Source organism: Halopseudomonas sabulinigri (genome assembly GCF_900105255.1).
Classification (GTDB): Bacteria; Pseudomonadota; Gammaproteobacteria; order Pseudomonadales; family Pseudomonadaceae; genus Halopseudomonas; species Halopseudomonas sabulinigri.
In genome coordinates this window covers 433627-456208 of sequence record NZ_LT629763.1, presented here as the reverse complement: position 1 = coordinate 456208, position 22582 = coordinate 433627, and the positions used below count along the sequence as shown (strand labels likewise).

At 60.0% G+C, this 22582-nt stretch carries 22 protein-coding genes; 9 read left to right on the top strand and 13 right to left on the bottom strand.

The annotated features are described in order from the left end of the window. Window positions 1–87: 87 nt before the first annotated feature. On the top strand, window positions 88–882 hold the full coding sequence (locus tag BLU26_RS01980) for an SDR family NAD(P)-dependent oxidoreductase (RefSeq protein WP_092283359.1): 795 nt from the start codon (window positions 88–90) through the stop codon (window positions 880–882). A gap of 162 nt (window positions 883–1044) precedes the next feature. After that, window positions 1045–2853 (top strand): arylsulfatase, encoded by a 1809-nt coding sequence (locus BLU26_RS01975; protein ID WP_092283357.1) that lies wholly within the window; start codon window positions 1045–1047, stop codon window positions 2851–2853. 22 nt (window positions 2854–2875) lie between these two features. Here the strand turns inward: BLU26_RS01975 and BLU26_RS01970 are convergent, their stop codons facing one another. Next, complete coding sequence (locus tag BLU26_RS01970; RefSeq protein ID WP_092283355.1) at window positions 2876–3313, bottom strand: hotdog fold domain-containing protein; 438 nt, start codon at window positions 3311–3313, stop codon at window positions 2876–2878. Between the two features lie 101 nt (window positions 3314–3414). On the opposite strand from BLU26_RS01970, the gene BLU26_RS01965 reads away from it, so the two are divergent. Continuing rightward, window positions 3415–4014: a TetR/AcrR family transcriptional regulator gene (locus tag BLU26_RS01965; RefSeq protein ID WP_092283353.1), complete on the top strand. Its 600-nt coding sequence runs from the start codon at window positions 3415–3417 to the stop codon at window positions 4012–4014. An 81-nt stretch (window positions 4015–4095) separates the two neighbouring features. Beyond that, on the top strand, window positions 4096–4776 hold the full coding sequence (locus tag BLU26_RS01960; RefSeq protein ID WP_092283351.1) for a VOC family protein: 681 nt from the start codon (window positions 4096–4098) through the stop codon (window positions 4774–4776). Between the two features lie 18 nt (window positions 4777–4794). Here the strand turns inward: BLU26_RS01960 and BLU26_RS01955 are convergent, their stop codons facing one another. From BLU26_RS01955 to BLU26_RS01925, 7 genes are all read right to left on the bottom strand, one after another. Next, a complete protein-coding gene (locus tag BLU26_RS01955; RefSeq protein WP_092283349.1) occupies window positions 4795–5280 on the bottom strand; it encodes a thioesterase family protein in 486 nt (161 codons plus the stop codon). Between the two features lie 115 nt (window positions 5281–5395). Then, complete coding sequence (gene cysG / locus BLU26_RS01950) at window positions 5396–6808, bottom strand: siroheme synthase CysG (RefSeq protein ID WP_092283347.1); 1413 nt, start codon at window positions 6806–6808, stop codon at window positions 5396–5398. Window positions 6809–6893: 85 nt separating this feature from the next. Beyond that, complete coding sequence (gene serS / locus BLU26_RS01945; protein ID WP_092283345.1) at window positions 6894–8177, bottom strand: serine--tRNA ligase; 1284 nt, start codon at window positions 8175–8177, stop codon at window positions 6894–6896. A 45-nt stretch (window positions 8178–8222) separates the two neighbouring features. Next, window positions 8223–8594 carry a fluoride efflux transporter CrcB gene (gene crcB / locus BLU26_RS01940; protein WP_092283343.1) on the bottom strand — a complete coding sequence of 124 codons (372 nt, stop codon included), beginning with the start codon at window positions 8592–8594 and terminating at the stop codon, window positions 8223–8225. Further along, the gene (locus BLU26_RS01935) at window positions 8587–9876 is read right to left on the bottom strand and encodes a replication-associated recombination protein A (RefSeq protein WP_092288324.1); all 1290 of its coding nucleotides are present in this window, start codon (window positions 9874–9876) and stop codon (window positions 8587–8589) included. The genes crcB and BLU26_RS01935 overlap by 8 nt, the downstream gene beginning before the upstream one ends. Before the next feature lie 49 nt (window positions 9877–9925). Then, a complete protein-coding gene (lolA, locus tag BLU26_RS01930) occupies window positions 9926–10570 on the bottom strand; it encodes an outer membrane lipoprotein chaperone LolA (RefSeq protein WP_092283341.1) in 645 nt (214 codons plus the stop codon). 18 nt (window positions 10571–10588) lie between these two features. Further along, on the bottom strand, window positions 10589–13009 hold the full coding sequence (locus BLU26_RS01925) for a DNA translocase FtsK (RefSeq protein WP_092283339.1): 2421 nt from the start codon (window positions 13007–13009) through the stop codon (window positions 10589–10591). A gap of 189 nt (window positions 13010–13198) precedes the next feature. Between BLU26_RS01925 and aat the strand changes: the two genes are divergently transcribed. The 3 genes from aat (at window position 13199) to infA (ending at window position 15059) form a co-directional block, all read left to right on the top strand. After that, window positions 13199–13888 carry a leucyl/phenylalanyl-tRNA--protein transferase gene (gene aat / locus BLU26_RS01920; RefSeq protein WP_092283337.1) on the top strand — a complete coding sequence of 230 codons (690 nt, stop codon included), beginning with the start codon at window positions 13199–13201 and terminating at the stop codon, window positions 13886–13888. Window positions 13889–13976: 88 nt separating this feature from the next. Then, window positions 13977–14687, top strand: coding sequence for an arginyltransferase (locus BLU26_RS01915; RefSeq protein WP_092283335.1), 711 nt, complete (start codon window positions 13977–13979; stop codon window positions 14685–14687). Window positions 14688–14840: 153 nt separating this feature from the next. Continuing rightward, on the top strand, window positions 14841–15059 hold the full coding sequence (infA, locus tag BLU26_RS01910) for a translation initiation factor IF-1 (protein WP_080050557.1): 219 nt from the start codon (window positions 14841–14843) through the stop codon (window positions 15057–15059). A 177-nt stretch (window positions 15060–15236) separates the two neighbouring features. Here the strand turns inward: infA and BLU26_RS01905 are convergent, their stop codons facing one another. Then, window positions 15237–16445: an acyl-CoA dehydrogenase gene (locus BLU26_RS01905; protein WP_092283333.1), complete on the bottom strand. Its 1209-nt coding sequence runs from the start codon at window positions 16443–16445 to the stop codon at window positions 15237–15239. Window positions 16446–16611: 166 nt separating this feature from the next. Between BLU26_RS01905 and BLU26_RS01900 the strand changes: the two genes are divergently transcribed. Continuing rightward, complete coding sequence (locus tag BLU26_RS01900; RefSeq protein ID WP_092283331.1) at window positions 16612–17559, top strand: LysR family transcriptional regulator; 948 nt, start codon at window positions 16612–16614, stop codon at window positions 17557–17559. An 87-nt stretch (window positions 17560–17646) separates the two neighbouring features. Here BLU26_RS01900 and BLU26_RS01895 read toward each other — a convergent pair whose 3' ends face one another. The 3 genes from BLU26_RS01895 to miaE all read right to left on the bottom strand — a co-directional run bounded on the left by BLU26_RS01895 (window position 17647) and on the right by miaE (window position 20812). Beyond that, entirely contained in the window at window positions 17647–19122 is a 1476-nt protein-coding gene (locus tag BLU26_RS01895; protein ID WP_092283329.1) for an aminotransferase-like domain-containing protein, read from the bottom strand. A gap of 145 nt (window positions 19123–19267) precedes the next feature. Continuing rightward, window positions 19268–20143: a substrate-binding periplasmic protein gene (locus tag BLU26_RS01890; RefSeq protein ID WP_092283326.1), complete on the bottom strand. Its 876-nt coding sequence runs from the start codon at window positions 20141–20143 to the stop codon at window positions 19268–19270. 69 nt (window positions 20144–20212) lie between these two features. Then, on the bottom strand, window positions 20213–20812 hold the full coding sequence (miaE, locus tag BLU26_RS01885; RefSeq protein ID WP_092283324.1) for a tRNA-(ms[2]io[6]A)-hydroxylase: 600 nt from the start codon (window positions 20810–20812) through the stop codon (window positions 20213–20215). A gap of 158 nt (window positions 20813–20970) precedes the next feature. Between miaE and BLU26_RS01880 the strand changes: the two genes are divergently transcribed. Continuing rightward, a complete protein-coding gene (locus BLU26_RS01880) occupies window positions 20971–21831 on the top strand; it encodes a universal stress protein (protein WP_092283322.1) in 861 nt (286 codons plus the stop codon). An 8-nt stretch (window positions 21832–21839) separates the two neighbouring features. Here BLU26_RS01880 and BLU26_RS01875 read toward each other — a convergent pair whose 3' ends face one another. Continuing rightward, window positions 21840–22292, bottom strand: coding sequence for a DUF1289 domain-containing protein (locus tag BLU26_RS01875; RefSeq protein ID WP_092283320.1), 453 nt, complete (start codon window positions 22290–22292; stop codon window positions 21840–21842). Window positions 22293–22582: the final 290 nt, after the last annotated feature.

The window sequence follows — 22582 nt, the reverse complement described above, 5'->3', positions numbered from 1 at the left end:
CAGGACGTGCGTTGCAGCAACTTGCCCGCTTCTGGGCTCGGCAACGACTATGGTGAGCACTCAGTCAACTCATACAGAGGAAGCAACATGCTGATTGATCTAAGCGATAAAACCGCCATTGTCACAGGCTCTACCGGCGGTATTGGCCTTGCTATTGCCCAGGGCCTCGCGGCTTCGGGCGCTACCGTGATCGTCAATGGCCGCAAGCAAGACAGTGTCGATGCCGCCATCAAGCAAATCACCGACGCGCTGCCCAAGGCCAACGTGCGCGGCGTCGCCGCCGATCTTAGCAGCGCTGAAGGACTGGCCACCTTGCGGGCCGCCGAGCCCAAGGCAGACATTCTGGTAAACAACCTGGGGATCTACGCCCAGCAGGACTTTTTCGAAACCAGCGATGAGCAATGGCAGGAATTTTTCGACGTCAACGTGCTGTCTGGCGTGCGGGTTTCCCGTGCTTACGTGCCAGCCATGGTCGATCAGGGCTGGGGCCGGGTAGTGTTCATCTCCTCAGAATCCGGCCTGAACATCCCGGCAGATATGATTCACTACGGTTTCACCAAGTCAGCGAACCTCTCGGTGGCCCGCGGCCTGGCGAAACGGTTGGCTGGCACCGGGGTGACGGTCAATTCGGTGCTGCCCGGGCCAACCTTGTCCGAGGGTGTGGCGGCGATGCTCGAGCCCATGGTAAAGAAACAGGGCGTGTCACTGCAGCAAGCGGGCGATGCCTTCGTCAAGGCCAAGCGCCCTTCCTCCATTATCCAGCGCATAGCGACGACCGAGGAGGTCGCCAATATGGTGGTCTACACCTGCTCGCCGCAAGCGTCCGCCACCACCGGCGCTGCACTGCGCGTTGAGGGCGGCATAGTCGACAGCATCGGCTAACTACGCGCCGATAGTGCCCAGTGCCAGAACCCCGTCACAAACTGAAGCTTTTGGCCTGCAAAGACAAAGGCTTGGCGGGGTTGGCCGCTCAACCCCGCCAGTGGGGCTCCTATACTCCTTGCAAGACAACAGGCCCAGGCCCATAAAAGCAAGGATCACCCCATGCCCGCCCTTTTTCCTGCCATGGCACGACTGCCACGCCTCACGCTGATCGCCGGTCTGGCCTTGCTGACATTGCCCGCCCTGGCGGCGCCACAACCCAATATCCTGCTGATCGTGGCGGATGACATGGGCTTCAGCGACCCCGGCGCCTACGGCGGGGAGATCAACACACCCAACATTGATGAGCTGGCCGCCAGTGGCATGCAGTTCACCAACTTTCATGTGGCTGCCACCTGCTCGCCCACCCGCAGCATGCTGATGACCGGCGTAACCAATCATCTGGTCGGCATGGGCAACATGAAAGAGATCATGGCCGACAACCAGAAAGGCCAGCCCGGCTATGAAAGCTATCTGAACGACAGCGTGGTGACCCTGCCCACCCTGCTGCAGGATGCCGGTTACAACACCTACATGGCCGGCAAGTGGCACTTGGGCATGCGCGCCGAAAGCCAGCCCATTGCGCGTGGCTTCAAGCACTCGTTCGCGTTGATGGAAAGTGGTGCCGACAACTGGGAAGAGAAACACTACCTGCCCGGCGGCAGCGCGACCTGGATCGAGGATGGCAAGCAGGTGAGCCTGCCGGAGGACTTCTACTCCTCCTTTACCTACGCCGACAAGCTGATCAGTTATATTCGCGAGGGCCAGGACGAAGGCCGCCCGTTCTTCGGCTACCTGGCTTTTCAGGCGGTGCATGCACCGCACCAGGTGCCGGAAGAATATATCGACCGCTACCGGAAAACCTACGACGCTGGCTGGGATACCATCCGCCAGCAGCGCTATGCGCGCCAACTGCAAGCCGGATTGTTGCCCGACACGGGCGAGCAAGCCGTCAGCGATGACTGGGGGACCTTCTACTCCACACCCTACATTGCCTGGGACGGCCTCAGCGACGAGGAAAAGGCGTACCGCTCACGCCAGATGGCGGTCTTCGCCGGCATGGCCGAGGCGATGGACCAGAGCATTGGCAAGGTCATCCAGTATCTGAAGGACAGCGGCCAGTATGACAACACGCTGATCATTTTCATGAGCGACAACGGCGGCGAGTCGACCGTGCTGCGCGAAGTCGCCCCACTGTTCTATCGGTTGCGCTACAAAACCGAGCAGGAAGCCCTGGGCGCCAAGGGCAGCTACAGCGAGTACGGCCCGGGCTGGGCCTACGCCTCCAATACGCCGTTTTACTCGTACAAGGGCTCGCCCTTCAGCGGCGGCATGCGCGTGCCTTTCATCGTCAGCCAACCAGGGCTGATAAAAGCGGGCTCGCGCAGCAACAGCTTTGGCTACGTTACCGATATCACCCCCACGCTGCTGGCGGCGGCCGGGGTACCGGCTCCTGCCGGCGAGTACCGCGGCCGCAAGGTACATGAGATCATGGGTACCAGCATGCTGGCGCTGTTGCAGGGCAAGACGGAGCGTATTCACGATGCGCAGCACATTACCGTGTATGAACTGGCCGGTGGCATCGCCGTGTGGCAGGGCGACTACAAACTGGTCACCTCGAAGACCCGAGCGGTGCCTGCACGTCAGGGTATGCAGCTGTTCAACACCCGCAAAGACCCGCTGGAGCGGCATAATCTGGCGGCCGCTATGCCAGAGAAAACCGCGCAGTTATACGCGGCTTACGAAGACTACGTTAAGCGCTATAACGTGATTGAAGTACCGGATGACTATCGCGCCTGGGAGCAGGTAAAGATCAATGGTCGCGAAAACTTTATCGCCGAGCATCGCAGCGCCCTGGTCGCCATTGCACTGATCATTCTGGTGATTCTTGGTCTGCTGGTGCGGTTGGTAGCAAGACGTCGCCAGGGCTAAGCGCGCTGGCGACGCCGCGCGCTCAGGCGCGGCTAACGTACATGGTTATCGCCGCCCGAAATACCGCCTGCTCGCCAACATAGGCCGTGACCGGCACGACGATGTCGCCGGTCGTCTGCCAATCAATCTCCCTACCGTCGGCAATCGCCACCACATCACCTTCGGCCTTGGCCAGATACTCGACCGTCATGCCCTTGGGAATCCAGCGGCAACCCGCGGCAATGGAGGCATCGGTCATGGTGCCGGCAGCCAGTTCGGCTGCGTTGCACAGCGCGATCGCATGCACTGTGCCCAGGTGGTTCAGCACCTCACTACGTTTGGCAAAGGCAACTTCGGCATAGCCCGGGCGCAACTCGATAAAGCGCGGGGCGATAGTCGCGAAATACGGCGCAGTTTGGCCAATCAGGGTACTGAACTGATCGGGACCGACCTGGGTATACATCTGCAACATCTGACTCATGGGTGAATCCTCGTTAAACTGATTTGAGTTAAATGTGATCACCCCGTTAGTATATCCAGAACAGAATCATTTTCTAGAACATTATTCTAGTTTGAGTCCGCATGCCCAAACCCAATCGTAAAGACAGCATCCTTGACGCCGCCCTCGCCTGCATCACCGAGGTTGGAGCCGACGCGACCACCATTGAGATGATTCGCGAACGATCAGGTGCCAGTATCGGCAGCTTGTACCACCACTTTGGTAACAAGGAGCGGATTCTGGCGTCGCTCTACTTCGAGGGGCTACGCCGCTATGCCGAGCGCCTGGATGCCAATCTTGCGGCTGCTGCACAAGCCACAGAGTGCATCAGCGCTTTGGTCACCAGTTATATTGATTGGGTGGTCGAAAACCCGGACTGGGCGCGCTTTATCCTGCATAGCCGTGGCCGTATCGAGGCGGGTGAAATGGGTGAACAACTGAAAACCAGTAACCGCGAGCATTACGTGCGGCTGCAAACGCGCTTGCAGACCTACCGCGAGCAAGGCTGCTTTCGCGACGTGCCACCAGAGTGTTTCGCCTCCATTATCATCGGCCCCGCGCATGATATGGCGCGTAACTGGCTGGCTGGGCGCCTCAGCAAGAACCTGGTGGAGTACCGCGATATGCTTGCCGAAACCGCCTGGCTTGCGGTGCGTGCAACGCCAGATCAGCAACCGCAATAGCGCCCCATTCCGCGATCGGCTAACGCTACAAGCCGATCGCCTTGCCGGTTATGGTGGGGTTTTCCGCTTTCGGAGCCAAGCATGCAACTGGCCAAACCCTTCTACGACGTCGGTATATTCAGCAACCAATCAGAGGCGCAGCGTGCGTTTTGGCAGCAGCAGGTGGGGCTGGCATTCGGTCACAGCCTCAAGCTTGGCGGTGGCGTGCTGCAGCATCGGCATAACGCCGACGGCGCCGTGCTCAAGCTGAATGACGCGCGTGATCCGCTACCCCCGGCCTCAGCGAGCCCGATCGAGGAGCTGCTGCTAGCCAGTAGCAAGGTTAAAGTGCCGCAATTGCTGAATGACCCTGATGGCAACCCGGTTCGCCTGGTGCCGCCGGGTTACCGAGGCATTCAGGGTCTGGCGGTGCAGCTGAAAGTGCAGGACGTCGCCCGCAGTACGCAGTTCTATGCCGGGGTGCTGGGGCTGCACCCGGTGGAGCCAGGCCTGCTGAACTGCGGCGACACCCGCCTGCTGCTGGTTGCTGGCGCCACCGTGACCGATCTTGCAGCGCCGCTGGCGGCCATCGGGCTGCGTTACATCACATTGCAGGTATTTGATTGCGACGCTACCTACGCCAGCGCCCTGGCGGCGGGGGCAACGTCTGGCCGCGAGCCGGTGACCCTGGGCAGCACCGCGCGCATCGCCTTTATTCGCGATCCTGATGGCACCTGGATTGAGCTGTCGGAGCGCGCCTCGGTCACCGGTAAAGCGGTTTAGTCTGTTGCTTAAGGGGCCTCAGCCGCAGAGATAGGTACCGGTGCCCACGGCGATCAGTGTGCCGTCGTTGGAATGCAGCTCGGAGCGCACCACTCCCACCTTGTTACCGGAGCGCAGCAGTACCGAGGTGCAGACAAAATGCTCGCCGCGCCCGGGGCGCAGGTAATCCACGCGCAAGTCGATGGTACCCAGCTTGGCCAGGCGGATCATGCGCTCCTGTACGCTCAGGTGCGCGTGCCGCTCGAAGGCGCCGATCAAGGCCATGGCCCCGCCGCAGACGTCCAGCAGCGATGAAATCGCGCCGCCATGCAGGATGCCTTGGGTAAAATTGCCGATCAGCTCAGGGCGCATCGGCAGGCTCATGGCCACGCAATCACTGCGCAGGGTATCGATTTCGATGCCCAGCAGCCGATTGAACGGGATGCGGTTGAAGAAGCCTTCTACCGCCTGGGTCAGCTCAACTGGCAGTTCGTTGTCGGTAGCCTGGGGCGCAAGTGAAGCCATTGTTATTCTGTCTCGTTAGCGTCTACGTAAGCGCAAACGGTGCCCTATTTGCGGCCACAGCGCCAGCCTGACAGCCTCAGGGTACGAAGTTTGGCCGTATAGTCCTATCGTTGGGTCAGAGTACACCCTGTGAGACAACATCGGTTGAGGGTGAGAACCACTTGAGTTTGTCGTGCAGGCTGACCACCTCACCCACGATCACCAATGTTGGCGGCGTCACTTCAGTCTCGGCGACCAGCGCCGGCATGCTTCCCAGGGTGCCGATCAGCACCTTCTGGTTGCTCGTGGTGCCCTGCTGCACCAGCGCTACCGGCGTGTTCGCTGCACGGCCATGCTGGATCAGCCCGGCGCAGATCTCCGGCAGCCCCACCAGGCCCATGTAGAACACTAGCGTCTGCCCTGGAGCGACCAGGTCTGCCCAGGCCAGATTGCTTGAGCCATCCTTGAGGTGGCCGGTCACAAAACGCACCGACTGCGCGTGATCACGGTGCGTCAACGGGATACCCGCGTAGGCCGAGCAACCGTTGGCGGCAGTTATTCCCGGCACCACCTGGAACGGCACGCCATGGGCAGCCAGCTCTTCGATTTCTTCGCCGCCACGGCCAAAAATGAAGGGATCGCCGCCCTTTAAACGCAACACGCGTTTACCTTCCTTGGCCAGGCGCACCAGCAACTGGTTGATCTCTTCCTGCGGCACGGCATGATTGGCGCGCGCCTTGCCCACATAGATGCGATCTGCATCGCGGCGGCACAGATCGATAATCGCCGGCGCGACCAGTCGGTCGTGCAGCACCACGTCAGCTTGCTGCATCAGCCGCAGTGCACGGAAGGTCAGCAGGTCAGGGTCACCCGGCCCGGCCCCTACCAGATACACCTCGCCCTGATAGCGTTCACCCGCTTGCTGGCTCAGCTGCTGCTCCAGCAGCTTGGCGGCCTCCTCGTCACGTCCGGAGAAGACGCGCTCGGCAACATCGCCCTGGAAGATGTTCTCCCAGAACACTCGGCGTTGATTGATCGAAGGAAAGGTGTCTTTCACCTGCTGGCGGAATCGCTTGGCCAACTGTGCCAGGCGGCCGTAAGCCGCAGGAAACAGCGTTTCAATACGTGCCCGCGTGAGCCGCGCCAATACCGGTGCGTGGCTGCCACTGGAGACCGCGATGACCAGCGGTGAGCGGTCAACAATGGCCGGGAAAATAACCGTACACAGATGTGGCGCGTCGACCGCATTGACCGGAATATTGCGTGCCTGCGCATCGGCCGAGACCTGCGCGTTGAGAGCCTCATCGCCGGTCGCCGCGATCACCAGTACCGCGCCCTCGAGATCGGACGCCTGATAACCACGCGACTGGCAGCTGCCGTTACCCTGCTCGACCAACTGCGCCAACTGCGTTTCAATTTCCGGTGCCACAACGCGCAGTGCGGCACCCGCCTCGCTCAGCAGGCGCGCCTTGCGCAGGGCAATCTCGCCACCGCCGACCAGGAGTACGCAGCGCGCTTGCAGATTATGAAAAAGAGGCAGGTATTCCATGCAAAAACCTCGCAGGCAGACCGCCCGCGGCGTCCTGCTGACGTTCTAAAGGGCGCCCATAGGAGGCGCCCACTGGTAATCGGCGTTAAGCAATACGCTCGATGCCGCCCATGTAACCGCGCAGCGCGGCAGGGACTTCGATGCTGCCATCGGCCTGCTGATAGTTTTCCAGAATCGCCACCAAGGTGCGACCTACCGCCAGGCCAGAACCGTTGAGCGTGTGCACCAGCTCAGGCTTGCCGGTTTCCGGATTACGCCAGCGCGCCTGCATGCGACGCGCCTGGAAGTCGCCGCAGTTGGAGCAAGAGGAGATTTCGCGGTACTTGCCCTGGCTGGGCACCCAGACTTCAAGGTCGTAGGTTTTGACCGCGCTGAAGCCCATGTCACCAGTGCACAGCGCCAGCGTACGATAAGGCAGCTCAAGACGCTGCAGCACGTCTTCCGCATGCCCCGTCAGGGCTTCCAGCGCGGCGGCAGACTCCTCGGGGCGTACCACCTGGACCATTTCGACCTTGTCGAACTGATGCTGGCGAATCATGCCGCGGGTGTCGCGACCGGCAGAGCCGGCTTCACTGCGAAAACAGGGCGTGTGCGCGGTGAGTCTGATTGGCAGTTGCTCTGCCGCCAGGATGCTCTGGCTGACGATATTGGTCAGCGAGACCTCAGCGGTCGGAATCAGATACAGATCACGCTGGTCTTCGCCACGCACGATCTTGAACAGGTCTTCCTCGAACTTGGGCAACTGACCCGTGCCTTGCAAGGCATCGGCCTGCACCAGATAAGGCGTGTACACCTCTTCGTAACCGTGCTCGTTGATATGCAGGTCGAGCATGAACTGCGCCAGCGCGCGGTGCAGACGAGCAATGGGCCCGCGCATCAGTGCAAAGCGTGCACCGGACAGCTTGGCGGCGGTCTCAAAATCGAGGTAACCGTGCTGCTCGCCCAGCGCGACGTGATCCTTGACCGCAAAGTCGAACTCGCGGGGCGTGCCCCAGCGGCGCACTTCAAGGTTGTCGTTCTCGTCCTTGCCTACCGGCACATCCGTGTCCGGCAGGTTGGGCATACCGGCCATGAGCGCGTCCAGCTCGGTCTGGATGCGATCCAGCTCCTGCTTGGCCTCGCTCAACTCGTTACCCATGCGATCCACATCCGCCAGCAGTGGCTGAATGTCCTCGCCCCGCGCCTTGGCTTGCCCGATGGACTTGGAGCGACTGTTGCGCTCGGCCTGCAGGGTCTCGGTGCGGGTCTGCACTTGCTTGCGGCGTGTCTCCAGCGACTCCAGCTGCGCTACATCGAGGGTGTAACCGCGAGTCGCCAGGCGTTCGGCGATCATTTGCGTTTGGGTACGAACCAGTTTCGGATCAAGCATGAATAATCATCTTCAACAGTAGTCAGGTGGCAGTCTGCGCAACGCTCAACGCGTCAATGACAGACCGGCCCAGGTGGCAAGCAAACCGATGCACACACTGAGCAGAATATAGGTTATGGCCAACACGCCCTCTCCGTTCTCCAGCAACCGCAGGGAATCCAGCGAAAAGGTCGAGAAGGTGGTAAAGGCGCCCAGAAAACCGACCATCAGGGTTTGTCGCAGCAACGGCGACAACTCCGGTCGCTGCAACCAGAGCCCGTAAAGTATACCGATCAACAAGCAACCCAGCAGATTAACAATCAGCGTCGGCAGTGGGAACGCCTTTGGCCAGTGCTGCAAGGACCACTGCGCCACGCCATGGCGCGCCAGCGCCCCCAGGGCGCCGCCAACGGCTACCGCCACTACCGTGTTAATCATCCGCTGGTTTCCTTCGCTTCTTCACGCTGGCATTGTCGAGTTGCCGCAGGTGCTGCATCTTCTGGCCAATTTTCAGCTCCAGCCCGCGGGGCACCGGCTGATAGTATTCGCGTGGCTCCAGCGCCTCGGGGAAATAGTCTTCGCCAGCGGCGTAGGCCTCGGGCTCGGTATGCGCGTAGCGATAGCCTTCGCTGTAGCCCAACTCCTTCATCAGCTTGGTCGGTGCGTTGCGCAAGTGCAGTGGCACCTCGTGCGACGGCTGGCTGGCCACATCACGCATGGCCGCATTGAAGGCATTGTACACAGCGTTGCTTTTCGGCGCACAGGCTAGATAGCTGATGGCCTGCGCCACCGCCAGCTCACCTTCGGGGCTGCCCAGGCGCTCCTGCACATCCCAGGCATTCAACGCCAGGGTCAGCGCGCGCGGATCGGCATTGCCGATGTCTTCACTGGCCATGCGCACCACGCGCCGGGCAATATATAGCGGATCACAGCCGCCATCGATCATGCGGGCGAACCAGTACAGCGAGGCATCCGGGTTGGAACCGCGTACCGATTTGTGCAGCGCCGAGATCTGATCGTAAAAGGCCTCGCCGCCCTTGTCGAAACGGCGGCGACTGTCGTTCAGCAAATCGCTGACCAGCTCGGCCTCGATGGTGCCGCCCTCTTCCGCCAGATCAGCGGCGATTTCCAGCAGATTGAGCAAGCGCCGCGCATCGCCATCGGCAGCGTCGAGCAGAATGCGTCGCGCCTGTGGCTCCAGGCTCAACTGATGTTGACCGAGCCCCCGCTCGGAATCGCTTAGCGCGCGGTCCAGCAGGCCGTCAAGCGCCTCGTCATCCAGTGACTTGAGCACATAAACGCGGGCACGGGAGAGCAAGGCGTTATTGAGTTCAAACGAGGGGTTTTCGGTAGTCGCACCGATGAACAGCAGCGTGCCGTCTTCCACGTAGGGTAGAAAGGCATCCTGCTGCGCCTTGTTGAAGCGGTGTACCTCGTCGACAAACAGAATGGTCTGCCGGCCGTTGAGGCTGAACTGCTGACGCGCCAGGTCGACTGCATTGCGGATGTCCTTCACCCCGGCCAGCACCGCCGAGATAGTTTCGAAATGCGCATCGGCCAGGGTGGCAATCAGCCGCGCCAGGGTGGTTTTACCCACGCCCGGCGGCCCCCAGAAAATCATCGAATGCAACGCACCCTGTTCCAGCGCCACGCGCAGTGGCCGCCCAGCACCCAGAATATGCGCCTGCCCGGCGTATTCATCGAGATTTTTCGGCCGCATGCGCGCCGCCAGCGGCTGCTGCGGCGCCGGCGCGGCAAACAGGCCGCCGTTACTCACTGATAACGTCGACCCCGTCAGGCACCTGGAAATTGAACTGGCTGGCGTCGACCGGCTCGTTCAGTTTCACCCCTTGAAACAGGATGTTGGTGCGCTGACCAATGGGGTCGTTGAGTTGCATGTCATTGATCACGCCGTTGCGAAAGGACAAACGCAACGTCTCGAACATGCTGTCGCTGGCCTTGGGTGACAGTACAAAATCGTCGACCGCGCTGCCCTCTTTCCAGTTGATGCTGAAGTTTTCCGCCAAGGTGCTGACGTCACCGGACAGCAACAGCGCCGGCGTGTGGGTCAGGCGCTGATCCAGCTTCTGAATGGTCACCTGCTCCAGATCCGGATCGTACAGCCAGATCTTCTCGCCGTTGGAGATCAGTACCTGCTCCAGCGGTGCATCGGTGTGCCAGCGAAACATACCAGGGCGCTGCAGGGTCACCTGACCGGTGGTTTCCTGCAGGCTGGAGCCGTTGGAGCTGAGCGTCATCTGCGAGAAGGTCGCCGACATGGTATTGGCAGCAGACAGCAGCTCATTCAGACGCTTGGCAGCGTTTTTCTGTTCGGCATCGTCCGCCAGTGCAGGTAACGCCAGCAGCCAGGCACACAACAACAGAACCGGGCCACGCAGCAGGGATTTCAACATAATGGATTTTGTCTCCAGTTAATCGCGAACCGGCGGAGGTGCAATCACCTCACGCGAGCCGTTGGTGTTCATTGAGGTCACCACGCCGGCCATTTCCATGGATTCAATCATGCGGGCCGCGCGGTTATAACCGATCTTGAGCTTGCGTTGCACCGCAGAGATGGAGGCGCGACGGCTTTCAGTAACAAAGCGAACCGCTTCGTCGTACAGCGCATCTTCTTCGCTGTCGTCACCCCCCATGCCGCCGCCTTCAAAACTGCCACCGCCAGCGCCGTCGTCCGCACCATCGAGAATGTCCTGGATGTAGTTGGGCGCACCGCGCTTCTTCCACTCCTCAACCAGACGGTGCACTTCGTCATCGGAGACGAAGGCGCCATGCACCCGCACCGGCAAACTGGTGCCTGGGGGCATATACAGCATGTCACCGTGGCCCAGCAGTTGCTCGGCGCCGCCCTGGTCAAGGATGGTCCGCGAATCGATCTTGCTGGAAACCTGAAATGCCATACGCGTAGGAATATTGGCCTTGATCAGACCGGTGATGACATCCACCGACGGGCGCTGGGTTGCCAGAATCAAATGGATGCCGGCAGCACGCGCTTTCTGTGCGATACGTGCAATCAGCTCTTCGACTTTCTTGCCGACGATCATCATCATGTCGGCAAATTCGTCGATTACCACTACGATCACCGGCAGCGCTTCAAGTTCCGGCGCTTCATCGTCCATGCTCTCGCGGCGATACAGCGGATCACGCAGCGGTGCACCGGCTTTTTCCGCGTCCTTCACCTTGCGGTTGTAACCGGCCAGGTTACGTACGCCGAGCGCGGCCATCATTTTGTAGCGCCGCTCCATTTCGGCAACACACCAACGCAAAGCATTGGCCGCCTCTTTCATGTCGGTAACCACGGGCGCCAACAGGTGCGGAATGCCTTCATAGATCGACAGTTCCAGCATCTTGGGATCGACCATGATCAGGCGCACTTCGTCTGGCGTGGACTTGAACAGGATACTCAGCAGCATCGCGTTCACCCCGACCGACTTACCCGAACCGGTGGTGCCGGCAACCAGCAAGTGCGGCATTTTGGCCAGGTCGGCCATCACCGGATGGCCACCAATGTCGTGCCCCAGAGCCAGGGTAACCGGCGACTGGGCATCGTCGAACTCGCGGGTTTCCAGCACCTCTGACAGCCGCACTATCTCGCGATCCTCATTGGGAATCTCGATGCCCACGGTGGTCTTGCCCGGAATCACTTCAACTACCCGTACGCTGATCACTGCCAGCGAGCGTGCCAGATCCTTGGCCAGGTTGGTGATCTTGCTCACTTTCACGCCCGCGGCAGGCTGGATTTCGAAGCGCGTGATCACCGGTCCGGGTTGCACTTTCTCGACTTCGGCTTCAACACCAAAGTCCTTTAGTTTGATCTCCAGCAGGCGCGACATGCCTTCCAGTGACTCTGCAGAAAAACCCTTGGTCTTCTTGCTGGCAGGGTCCAGCAGCGAAATGGGCGGCAGCGAGCCGGGCTCGACGGTATCGGCAAAGAGTTTCGACTGTTTCTCTTTCTGCAGGCGCACACTGGGCTCTGGCGGCTTGGTATCCAGCGGCACGATTTCCGGCGGCACGCGGCTTTCGCGCGCCGCGGTGTATTTGGCTTGCGCCTCCTGACGCTGGGCGCGCGAGGCATCACCACGGCGCTGCTCGTCGGCACTGAACGCGGGTTCCTGACGCGCGGCCGGTGCCTTGGCACGCGGCGCCGGCGCTTCATCACGCACCCGGTCATCGGCGCGGCGCGAGCGCCAGCCTGACCAGCCACGCTTGAGCAGGTCAAGCAGATCAAGGGTGATCCTGCCGGTCAGGTCCATGACGCGGAACCACGACAGATTGGTAAACACCGTAATACCGAAAAGAAACAGGGTGAGAAACAGCAGCGTGCTGCCCTGCATATTGAGTACCGGCTTGGCCAGATCACTCAGCAGTTGACCGAGCACCCCGCCCGCCCCAGCACCCTCCGGAAAAGACGCCGGCGGCGTGCCGTGCAGCGCCGCCAGCGCGGTGCCTGCGAGCAGTGTCAGTACAAACCCAATCAACCGCCAGGAGAACAACCAGCCATTCCAGACGAACGGCAGGTGGCGACGCTGAAACATCTGCCACACCTTGACGCCGACGATCAGCGGAAACAGAAATGCCAGGTACCCGAGTGTCAGCAGCAGCACGTCCGCGATCCACGCGCCCATGCGCCCTCCCGCATTCTGCACGCTGACCGGCCCGGCGCTGCGGGTCCAGCCGGGGTCGCCCGCGCTGTAGGTGAACAGGGCCATGCACAGGTACAGACACAGGGCGATCATCGCCAACAACGCGCCTTCACGCAGGCGCAACGAGAGCTGCTCTCGCCAGGCAAGGGGGTTTTTCTGGGCTGCGGTATCCTTCAAAACGGAAGCTTCCATCGTTATTAAGGCGATTATTGTACGGTCTCTGCCGGTGCATTTCACAATCGCAGAGCACAATAGCGTTAACCATGACCGCATTCAGTCCAGCGGGTTCCGGCTATCGGGTTGTCTTTCTGTATGAAGGACAATAACTTATAAGGCAATATTGATAAACCATTTGAACGATCAAACCCAGCCGAGGCCGTTATGGGTCAACTTACCTGGCTAACTGCCGACAGCATCGAGTTCCCACCCGCCAGCCGCGCAATGCAATCACCCAACGGCTTACTGGCGGCCGGCGGTGACCTTTCCCCTGAGCGTCTGCTGAATGCCTACCGACAGGGTATCTTCCCCTGGTACGCGGCAGGTCAACCGCTGCTCTGGTGGTGCCCGGACCCGCGTACGGTGCTGGCGCCCGCCGAACTGCATATTTCACGCAGCATGCGCAAATTCTTGCGCCAAACCCACTTTACCGTCACCCGTGACCATGACTTTGCCGCTGTCATGCGCGCCTGCGCAGCGCCCAGGCGCGATGCCGAAGGCACCTGGATCACGCCAGCCATGCAAGCCGCCTACACGCGACTGCATGAACTCGGACACGCCCACTCGATAGAGGTGTGGGACGGTGAGCAGCTGGTGGGCGGTCTATATGGCCTGGCGCTGGGCCGCGCCTTCTTTGGCGAATCCATGTTCAGCGTACGCCCCAATGCATCCAAGCTGGCGTTTATCGCATTGGCCCAGCATCTGGAGGCCTGCGGCTTTGCACTGATCGACTGCCAGATGCCCACAGACCACCTATTCAGCCTTGGAGCCAGAAGCCTGCCGCGCAGCGCTTTTCTGCAGCAACTGCAGCAACTCTGCCCGCCCGAGCAGGCCTCCTGCTGGCGTGCTGAGTGAGCGGAGCACTAGTGGGCTTTTTGCCTACAGGCCTTTGAAGGGGCGCCGCCCGGCTCTATACTGACAGCAAGCCGCCGGGAGCCAGACCATGACCGACCTGTCCCAACTGAAGTTTTACGCGACCCATCCGCACCCCTGCAGCTACCTGCCCCACGAGCAGGCCACCACGCTATTCCTGGACCCTCAGCAACCGCTAGACCTGGAAACCTATAGTCAGCTTTCGGAAATGGGCTTTCGGCGTAGCGGCGATCATCTGTATCGACCACACTGCCGCGAATGCAACGCCTGCATCCCCGCGCGCATCCCGGTGGACGTCTTCGCCCCCTCCTCGCAACAAAAGCGCATCCTGAAAAAGAACCGCGACCTGCAGGTAGAGGAAACCGAGCCACTGCCCAGTGACGAGATATACGATCTGTATCAGCGCTACATCATCGCCCGCCATGCCGACGGCGACATGTATCCACCCAGCCGCGAGCAGTTCACCTCGTTTCTGGTCAAGGACTGGCATTTCTGCCGCTTTTTCACCTTCCGCGACGCGGCAGGCACCCTGCTGGCCGTCGCCGTTACCGACAAGATGCAGCGCGGCACCTCGGCGGTCTATACCTTCTTCGACCCGGACCAGCACAAGCGCAGTCTGGGCCGCTATGCCATTCTCTGGCAGATTGAGCACACCCGCGAGCTGGAGCTGGAGGCGGTTTACCTCGGCTACTGGATCAAGGATTGCCGCAAGATGAACTACAAGACCGAGTATCGCCCCATCGAAATGCTGGTCAATCAGCGTTGGGTACGCCTGACCTGAACCCGCTGCAAAGCCATCCGCTGTACATCTCTTGTAAAAAAAGTCCGTCAAACTTGGCGCTTGGGCACTTTTTCAGGCACAATTGCTCACCTTTTTTGCGGGTATTGCTACAAATACGCCCGCCTGTGAACAAACCCAAGAGGTCATTGCTTAATGGCAAAAGAAGACAGTATTGAAATGGAAGGCACCATCATCGACACACTGCCGAACACCATGTTCCGCGTTGAACTGGAAAACGGCCACGTCGTGACTGCCCACATTTCAGGCAAGATGCGTAAAAACTACATCCGCATCCTTACCGGTGACAAGGTTCGCGTTGAACTGACGCCCTACGACCTGACCAAAGGTCGCATCACCTACCGCGCCCGCTAACAGGCCGCCCGGCCGAGCACCTCCCCCGCTCGGTTACAGCAACGTCAACTCCCTCGCCTCATCCGAAGATGCTCTCGGGTGGGCGTTGCTGCGTCTGCAGTAAACTCATTACCCGCAACACAGACACAAAAAACCCGCTCACCAGGAGCGGGTTTTCTGTTGCCTGAGGCGAATGGCTTAGCGCGCCATGTACTTGCCCAGCTCGTGCTTGCCGATAGCAGCACGGTGCACTTCATCCGGGCCGTCAGCCAGACGCAGGGTACGCTGCATGGCATACATGTGAGCCAGCGGGGTATCTTCAGAGACACCGGCACCGCCGTGCATCTGGATCGCGCGGTCGATCACGCGCAGCGCAACGTTCGGCGCCACCACCTTGATCTGAGCAATTTCGCTCTTGGCGACCTTGTTACCCACGGTATCCATCATGTAAGCCGCGTTCAGGGTCAGCAGGCGAGCCTGGTTGATCTCAATGCGAGACTCGGCAATCAGGTCAATGTTGCCACCCAGCTGCGCCAGGCGCTTGCCGAAAGCTTCACGCTCAACCGAGCGCTTGCACATCAGCTCCAGCGCGCGCTCGGCGGCACCAATGGAACGCATGCAGTGGTGAATACGGCCTGGCCCAAGGCGACCCTGGGCGATCTCGAAGCCACGACCCTCACCCAGCAGCACGTTTTCGTAGGGAACGCGCACGTTCTCCAGCACGACTTCGGCGTGACCGTGTGGCGCATCGTCGTAACCAAACACCGGCAGCGGACGAATAACCTTCAGACCAGGCGCATCCATCGGCACCAGAATCATCGAATGCTGCTGGTGACGCGGCGCATCGGGATTGGTCAGACCCATGAAGATCATGACCTTGCAACGCGGATCGCAGGCACCTGAAGTCCACCACTTGCGACCATTAATCACCCACTCGTCACCTTCGCGGCGCGCGTTGGCCTGCATATTGGTGGCGTCGGAGGAAGCAACACCCGGCTCGGTCATACCGAAGCAGGAGCGGATCTCGCCAGCCAGCAGCGGCTTGACCCAGCGCTCTTTCTGCTCTTCGTTGCCGTAGCGAACGATGGTTTCCATATTGCCGGTGTCCGGCGCACTGCAGTTGAAGGCTTCGGAGGCCAGACCGGAGCGACCCATCAGTTCCGCCAGCGGTGCGTATTCCAGGTTGGTCAGGCCAGCGCCCAGCTCGGACTCAGGCAGAAACAGGTTCCACAGACCGGCAGCACGCGCCTTGACCTTGAGTTCTTCGACGATAGCCGTAGGCTGCCAGCGATCTCCTTCATTCACCTGCTGGTGAAAAATGTGCTCGGCGGGAAAAACGTGCTCCTGCATGAAAGCGTCTACACGCTCTCGCAGATCTTTAACCTTGGGGGAATATCCGAAATCCATAGTGGTTGCCTTTGGTTGTTGGGTATCGACGAGGAAAATGCTAGATGACCTCGCTCGATTTATCTAACCTATTTTTGTCGTGTATTAACATTCATAAGCAATATATACTTGGCCGATCCGCAGACCTGTTTGTCTCGTCATGAGCCATTTAAGTAAGGAAGTTGCGATGAACCTCAGTAAGGTCGATCTGAATCTGTTCATTGTGTTTGACGCAATCTATACAGAAGCCAATCTTACCCGTGCCGGACAAATCGTCGGCATCACTCAGCCTGCGGTCAGTAACGCCCTCGCCCGCCTGCGTGAGACCTTCAACGATCCGCTGTTTGTCCGCACCGCCCAAGGCATGGTGCCCACGCCAATGGCGCAGAACATCATCACGCCGGTACGCAGTGCCCTGCAACTGCTGCGCGTTTCTGTGCAGGAAAGCCGCAGCTTTGTTCCCGAGCAGGCAACCAAGACCTATCGCATCAGCATGACCGACCTCACCGAGGCAGTTATTCTGCCGCACCTGGCCGGCCGCATCCGCCGCATGGCACCCAACATCAATATAGACAGCTTCCTGATCAAGCGCCGGGAAACCACCAAGGAACTGGCGGCCGGTCGTCTGGATTTTGCCATCGACGCGCCGCTCAACACGGATACCCAGGTGCGCCACGTCAAGCTGTTTGAAGATCGCCACGTCTGCGTCATGCGCAAGGGGCACCCGCTGGCCAAGAAAGACAAAATCACCCTGGACGACTATCTGGCGCAATCGCACATCCACATCTCCAGCCGTCGCAACGGCCTTGGCCATGTGGATCTGGCGTTGGGCAAAATGGGTATTCAGCGCCGCGTGGTCATGCGTTCACAGCATTATCAGATGGCGCCATTGGTATTGGAATCAACCGACATGGTCATGACCGTGCACGAACGCTTTGCCGAACGTCATGACTTGCACTGGACCGTGCTGCCGATTGAAGACGTCCCCGCAATCGAGACGCATCTGTTCTGGCATGAAAGTACCGACCAGGACCCGGCCAATCGCTGGATGCGCGAGCAGATCATTGAGCTGTCACAGCAGCTCAAGCGTCAGCACCTGAAGGCGCGTGAAGCCGCAGCTACCGCTCAGCACTGAGCAAGCAGCAACAAAAAAGGCAGCCTGAATCCAGGCTGCCTTTTTTATTTCCAGCTTAAAGAAGGACGCATAAGCCACTGATAAATATCAGGACGCCTTTAGCTCCTCGTGCACTTCACCCATGCGCTCCGCCGCTGGCAGGGTTTCCTGCAACAGCTGCTTGGCCAGCACCCCCAGGGTCATCACCGCCTGTTCGGCAGCACGATTCCATGGAATACCGCAGTTCAGCCGCAAACAATGGTTGAACTGATCCGAGTTACTGAACACCACGCCCGGACAAATGCTGATGTTGTGCATCAGCGCGCGATTGAACAGGGTCAGCGTATCTACCCCGCCGGGCAGACTGATCCACAAAATAAAGCCGCCCTTGGGCCGCGTGATCCGCGTACCCTCGGGGAAGAATTGCTGCACCGCCAGTTGAAACAGACTGAGATTCTTGCAGTACTCCTGACGAATGTGCCGCAGGTGCCGATCGTAACCGCCGTTTTCCAAATAGGCCGATACCGCCATCTGGCTAACGCTGCAGGCCGACAACGTGGTGAAGGTCTGCAGCTTCTCGATCGTCTCCTGATAGCGCTTGGTAATCAGCCAACCGGTGCGCACGCCGGGCGAAATGGTTTTCGAGAAGCTCGAACAGTAGATGACCGTATCCGAGCAATCGAAGGCCTTGAGCGCCTTGGACTGACCATGATCAAACATCAGCTCGCCATAGATGTCGTCTTCAATGATCGGCAGATTGCGCTGCGCCATCATGCCAACCAGTTTGCGTTGGCGATGTTCCGGCATGGTCGCACCCATGGGATTACCGGCGCGCGCGGTCAGCACCAATGCCTTGACCGGCCACTGCTCCAACGCCGACTGCAGGGTTTCCAGACTCAGGCCGGTATCAGGATCAGACGGAATCTCCACTACCTTGAGCTCAAGCAGCTCACACAATTGCACCAGACCATAGTAACTGGGTGACTCGGTGGCAATCAGATCACCCGGCTTGGTAACAGCCCGCAACGATAGCTGCAGCGCTTCCACGCAGCCATTGGTAATCACCACGTTGGCAGGGTCGATGACCGCTCCGGCGTCGCGCATACGAATGGCGACCTGACGCCGCAGCGGCTCGTAGCCCGGACTGAAGGTATAGCTGAAGGCTTTCTGGCTGTGAAAACGCGTCACCTTGCTCATCTGTTGATGCAAGGCGCGCAGCGGCAGAAACTCGCTGGAGGGCACAGCAGCGCCCAAGGGCATTACACCCTCGCGGCGGGCCTGCAGCAAAATCTCGGTAATGATGCTGCTGCGGGTCACCGCGTAGGGCGCCTCGACCCGCGCAATTGGCGGCGTGGGCGCGGTGAGCGCGGGCGTTTGATGCACGTAGTAACCGGACTGTGGGCGCGCGTGAATCAGCCCCTGATCTTCCAGCGTCGCGTAGGCCTGCAGTACTGTGGCGTGGCTGACACCCTTTTGGGTGCTCAACTTGCGCACCGAGGGTACGCGCTCACCCGGCCGATATACGCCGCTCTGGATATCTTCCGCCAGCTGGCTGGCGATCTTTTGATACAGCAGACTGGTCATTGCGCTTGCCCTCCCGGCATAAGTAGCCCGCACCTGCAGTGGGTACAGTTACAGACTAACCGAGACGATCAGCACCGCAACAGTGACAGATGCAATACAGATGACCAGTACAGATTAGCAGCGACAGGACTGTTTAGCCCGCACCTTACTCTTCCAGCGGCGCGTCCGCCGCTGGCTCGGCTGCCGGCATGAAGGGCGCAGCCCAGATGCCGCGATACTTATCGAGCAAACGACGGCTCTCCCCTCGCTGCGTCAACTCCTGCATACCCAGGGCCAACGCTGCGCGCAGGGCTGGCGAGTTGCACACCGAGTTGTGCGAAATGGCGACATACAAGGGTGCGTTGATGAAGGAACCCTCTAGCGTGTCGAGCTGATCGTCCACCCGCATCTGCTGCGCCAGGGCAAGCCCCTGATACCGCTCCAGTACCACGTAATCCAATTTACCGGCCAGCAGCTTGCGCAGCGCGGCCTCGCCAGTGGATTCGCGCTCCAGCTGAAGATTGTCCTGCGCATAGGTATCAAACGACAGACCAAAACGGCTGCCCTCCTGCGCTGCGCCGCGCTTACCGCGCAGGTCCTGCCAGCCGGTATAGGGGAAGGCGGCGCCACGGCGCACGAAGAACACGCTGGGCACCTCCATGATCGCCGGGTACACATAATCGACGCTGGACAGGCGCTCACGCGACATGAACAACCCGGCCATGATATCAACCTGCCCGCGTTCAACCGCTTCCAGCGCCTTGAGGCGCGAGCCCAGGTTCAGGACCTCGACTTCGATATTGCTTTCAGCCAAGGCCGACTGCAGCATTTCCACCGCCACGCCGGTAAGCGCCTGATCACCCTGCTCAGGCGCCCAGATGAGCGGCGGATAATCCGGATTACCCGTTACCACCACGCGCTCGCAGACATTGTCGGCCGCGAACGCGCCGGCAGCACCACACAGCAAGCTGGCGGCCGCAAGGTGTCGCAGCAAGCGAGAAACAGGGGCTGCACGGAGGTCAAGCTGTTGGCGCTGGTGCATCAAATCACTCCCGGACAATCGAAGGCGGTCATACCAGAGACAGCACCCTGGCGACGAGGTTGCAGCCTATCAGGCCGCCACCCCACTGTGAAAACGAAACTCTGCATCGTCAGCGACTATCGCCTGCTGCTCCAGTTCACGAAATAACGCGATGCGATCATCAATCTCACCCGCCGCGTGCGTGCGCGCCAGCTTGAGGTAATCCTGATAGTGCCGCGCCTCCGACTTCAGCAGCGAGCGATAGAAATCGCCCAACTCTTCATCCAAATGCGGTGCCAGCTTGGCAAAGCGCTCACAGGAGCGGGCCTCGATAAAAGCGCCAACGATCAGCGTATCCACCAACCGGCCTGGCTCCACTGTGCGCACGTGCTGACGCAAGCGCTGCGCGTACTGGCTGGCCGACAGACCGCGATAGGTCACCCCTCGGCGCTGCATGAGCGCAGTTACCTGCTCGAAGTGACGCAGCTCCTCACGCGCCAGGCGCGACATCTTCTGCAGCAGGTCAGGCTTGTCGATATAGCGGAACATCAGATTCAGTGCGGTCGAGGCCGCCTTCTTCTCACAATTGGCATGATCAATCAGCAGCTCTTCGGGGTGTGCGAGCGCTTGCTCGACCCAGGCATCGGGGGTGGCGCAAGGTAAAAAGGCGATGAGTTCATCTGGCAGCATGGCGATATGTTCAGGCAGCGGTAAAGCGGCACAGTATACCTGTTTGAGCGTGCTTATCAGTCGCGTGTATAGACCTGAATCAATGTCGACGCAGCAAAAAACGACTACATTGGAAGCAGATAAACGGTTATCACCGCAGGCTTAACAAGGAGAACGCCATGCAAGCAGTTAAACGCATTCTCGTGGTCATTGATCCCACGCAAAACGAGCAGGTTGCACTCAAACGAGCATCGCTCATCGCCGGTTTCATTGAGTCGGAGCTGCACCTGCTGGTGTGCGAAAACCGCCAGGACTACACGCCACTGCTGCAAGAGCTAGCCGATCAACTGAAAGCCAGTGGCATCGCTTGCGGCTTCAGCCAAAGCTGGTACAGCAACCTGACCGACACCATCAGTCGCGCCGTGGTGCGCGAAGGCTGCGGCCTGGTGATCAAGCAGCACCTGCCAGACAGCGCCTTGCGCAAGGCACTACTGACGCCCGACGACTGGAAGCTGCTGCGTTACTGTCCAGCGCCGGTACTCATGGTGAAAAACAGCGAAAGCTGGATCAAGGGCAGCGTGCTGGCGGCCATCGATCTGGGCAGCCATGATGACCAGCACCACGTATTGCACGACACCATCGTCAGCCACGCCGCCGACATCGCCGAGATGATAGACGGTGACCTGCACCTGATCAGCGCGCACCCGGCGCCGATGCTGTCGTCCGCTGACCCAACCTTTCAGTTACGTGAAAGTATCGCCTCCAGTTACCTGGATGCCTCGGTCGAATACACCGGGAAGTACGCCATCGACGCGCAGCGCTTACACATCGACGAGGGCCCGGCAGACACACTAATTCCCTTTGTCGCCAACAAGATAGGTGCCAGTGTTACGGTAATAGGTACGGTCGGTCGCAAGGGTATCGCTGGCGCCCTGATTGGCAATACTGCCGAGGTGGTACTGGATCAACTCAATACCGACGTTCTGGTGCTCAAGCCCGATGACACCCTGGCGCACCTGGAGCAACTGCTGGAGAAATAACCCGGCGTCTAACCCGGAGCGCCCACGCGGCGCTCGTGGTAAGCACAGGACAACTCGAAGTAGGCGCTGTCGAGCTCATCGCGAAGTTGTTTCACGCTGAGCTCGGCACAGTGGCTACGCAGGCGCAAGCCACTGGCCGCCAGCGCGCCCTCCTCCAGCCGCGGAATCACCCGCAGCACCTTCAGGGCCAGCGATGAATCGAGCGCGACCTTAACCTGCAAGCGCTCCACTGCCGCATGCAAGGCCAGCACGGAAACCACCTCTACCCGCGCCATGACCACTTGTTCAAGCAGCTGCTCCAGACGCTGCCACACCGCCGCTTTGGCCAGCGCGTCATAGCGATTCCAGTCGATGATCTCGTGACTGAAGCGCTTACAACCACGACACACCAGGTCACCGTAAACGGTGGAGCACAGGCCAACACAGGGCGTGGTGCGGGTGTGAGCGGGCAAATCTTTCATGCGGACTCTCGGCGACGGACAAGACAACGGGGCTGACGCGCCCATTGTAAACCAGCCGCCAGGCATTTACCCAGTGCGCCTGCGTGCAGATTGCCTCATTCGCAGACAATGCAGGGATAACTTAACTTTACACCCGGCTTACTGTAGAATCGGCCCGCCGTTAGGGCTGTGTCTCAGGCGTTAGCCCGCAACCCGTTTCGTATCTGCCAACCCAGTTACCCAGGTTGCCCCCCACCGTACGGGCCTGCGTCTGAACCAGTCTTTATTGTCGGCACACAGGGAAGCACTGA

What these genes read in the sequence shown, in the direction of transcription:
- BLU26_RS01980 (WP_092283359.1), top strand. Translation starts at nt 88, where the DNA reads ATGCTGATTGATCTAAGCGATAAAACCGCCATTGTCACAGGCTCTACC.
- BLU26_RS01975 (WP_092283357.1), top strand. Translation starts at nt 1,045, where the DNA reads ATGCCCGCCCTTTTTCCTGCCATGGCACGACTGCCACGCCTCACGCTG.
- BLU26_RS01970 (WP_092283355.1), bottom strand. Translation starts at nt 3,313, where the DNA reads ATGAGTCAGATGTTGCAGATGTATACCCAGGTCGGTCCCGATCAGTTC.
- BLU26_RS01965 (WP_092283353.1), top strand. Translation starts at nt 3,415, where the DNA reads ATGCCCAAACCCAATCGTAAAGACAGCATCCTTGACGCCGCCCTCGCC.
- BLU26_RS01960 (WP_092283351.1), top strand. Translation starts at nt 4,096, where the DNA reads ATGCAACTGGCCAAACCCTTCTACGACGTCGGTATATTCAGCAACCAA.
- BLU26_RS01955 (WP_092283349.1), bottom strand. Translation starts at nt 5,280, where the DNA reads ATGGCTTCACTTGCGCCCCAGGCTACCGACAACGAACTGCCAGTTGAG.
- cysG (WP_092283347.1), bottom strand. Translation starts at nt 6,808, where the DNA reads ATGGAATACCTGCCTCTTTTTCATAATCTGCAAGCGCGCTGCGTACTC.
- serS (WP_092283345.1), bottom strand. Translation starts at nt 8,177, where the DNA reads ATGCTTGATCCGAAACTGGTTCGTACCCAAACGCAAATGATCGCCGAA.
- crcB (WP_092283343.1), bottom strand. Translation starts at nt 8,594, where the DNA reads ATGATTAACACGGTAGTGGCGGTAGCCGTTGGCGGCGCCCTGGGGGCG.
- BLU26_RS01935 (WP_092288324.1), bottom strand. Translation starts at nt 9,876, where the DNA reads ATGCGGCCGAAAAATCTCGATGAATACGCCGGGCAGGCGCATATTCTG.
- lolA (WP_092283341.1), bottom strand. Translation starts at nt 10,570, where the DNA reads ATGTTGAAATCCCTGCTGCGTGGCCCGGTTCTGTTGTTGTGTGCCTGG.
- BLU26_RS01925 (WP_092283339.1), bottom strand. Translation starts at nt 13,009, where the DNA reads ATGGAAGCTTCCGTTTTGAAGGATACCGCAGCCCAGAAAAACCCCCTT.
- aat (WP_092283337.1), top strand. Translation starts at nt 13,199, where the DNA reads ATGGGTCAACTTACCTGGCTAACTGCCGACAGCATCGAGTTCCCACCC.
- BLU26_RS01915 (WP_092283335.1), top strand. Translation starts at nt 13,977, where the DNA reads ATGACCGACCTGTCCCAACTGAAGTTTTACGCGACCCATCCGCACCCC.
- infA (WP_080050557.1), top strand. Translation starts at nt 14,841, where the DNA reads ATGGCAAAAGAAGACAGTATTGAAATGGAAGGCACCATCATCGACACA.
- BLU26_RS01905 (WP_092283333.1), bottom strand. Translation starts at nt 16,445, where the DNA reads ATGGATTTCGGATATTCCCCCAAGGTTAAAGATCTGCGAGAGCGTGTA.
- BLU26_RS01900 (WP_092283331.1), top strand. Translation starts at nt 16,612, where the DNA reads ATGAACCTCAGTAAGGTCGATCTGAATCTGTTCATTGTGTTTGACGCA.
- BLU26_RS01895 (WP_092283329.1), bottom strand. Translation starts at nt 19,122, where the DNA reads ATGACCAGTCTGCTGTATCAAAAGATCGCCAGCCAGCTGGCGGAAGAT.
- BLU26_RS01890 (WP_092283326.1), bottom strand. Translation starts at nt 20,143, where the DNA reads ATGCACCAGCGCCAACAGCTTGACCTCCGTGCAGCCCCTGTTTCTCGC.
- miaE (WP_092283324.1), bottom strand. Translation starts at nt 20,812, where the DNA reads ATGCTGCCAGATGAACTCATCGCCTTTTTACCTTGCGCCACCCCCGAT.
- BLU26_RS01880 (WP_092283322.1), top strand. Translation starts at nt 20,971, where the DNA reads ATGCAAGCAGTTAAACGCATTCTCGTGGTCATTGATCCCACGCAAAAC.
- BLU26_RS01875 (WP_092283320.1), bottom strand. Translation starts at nt 22,292, where the DNA reads ATGAAAGATTTGCCCGCTCACACCCGCACCACGCCCTGTGTTGGCCTG.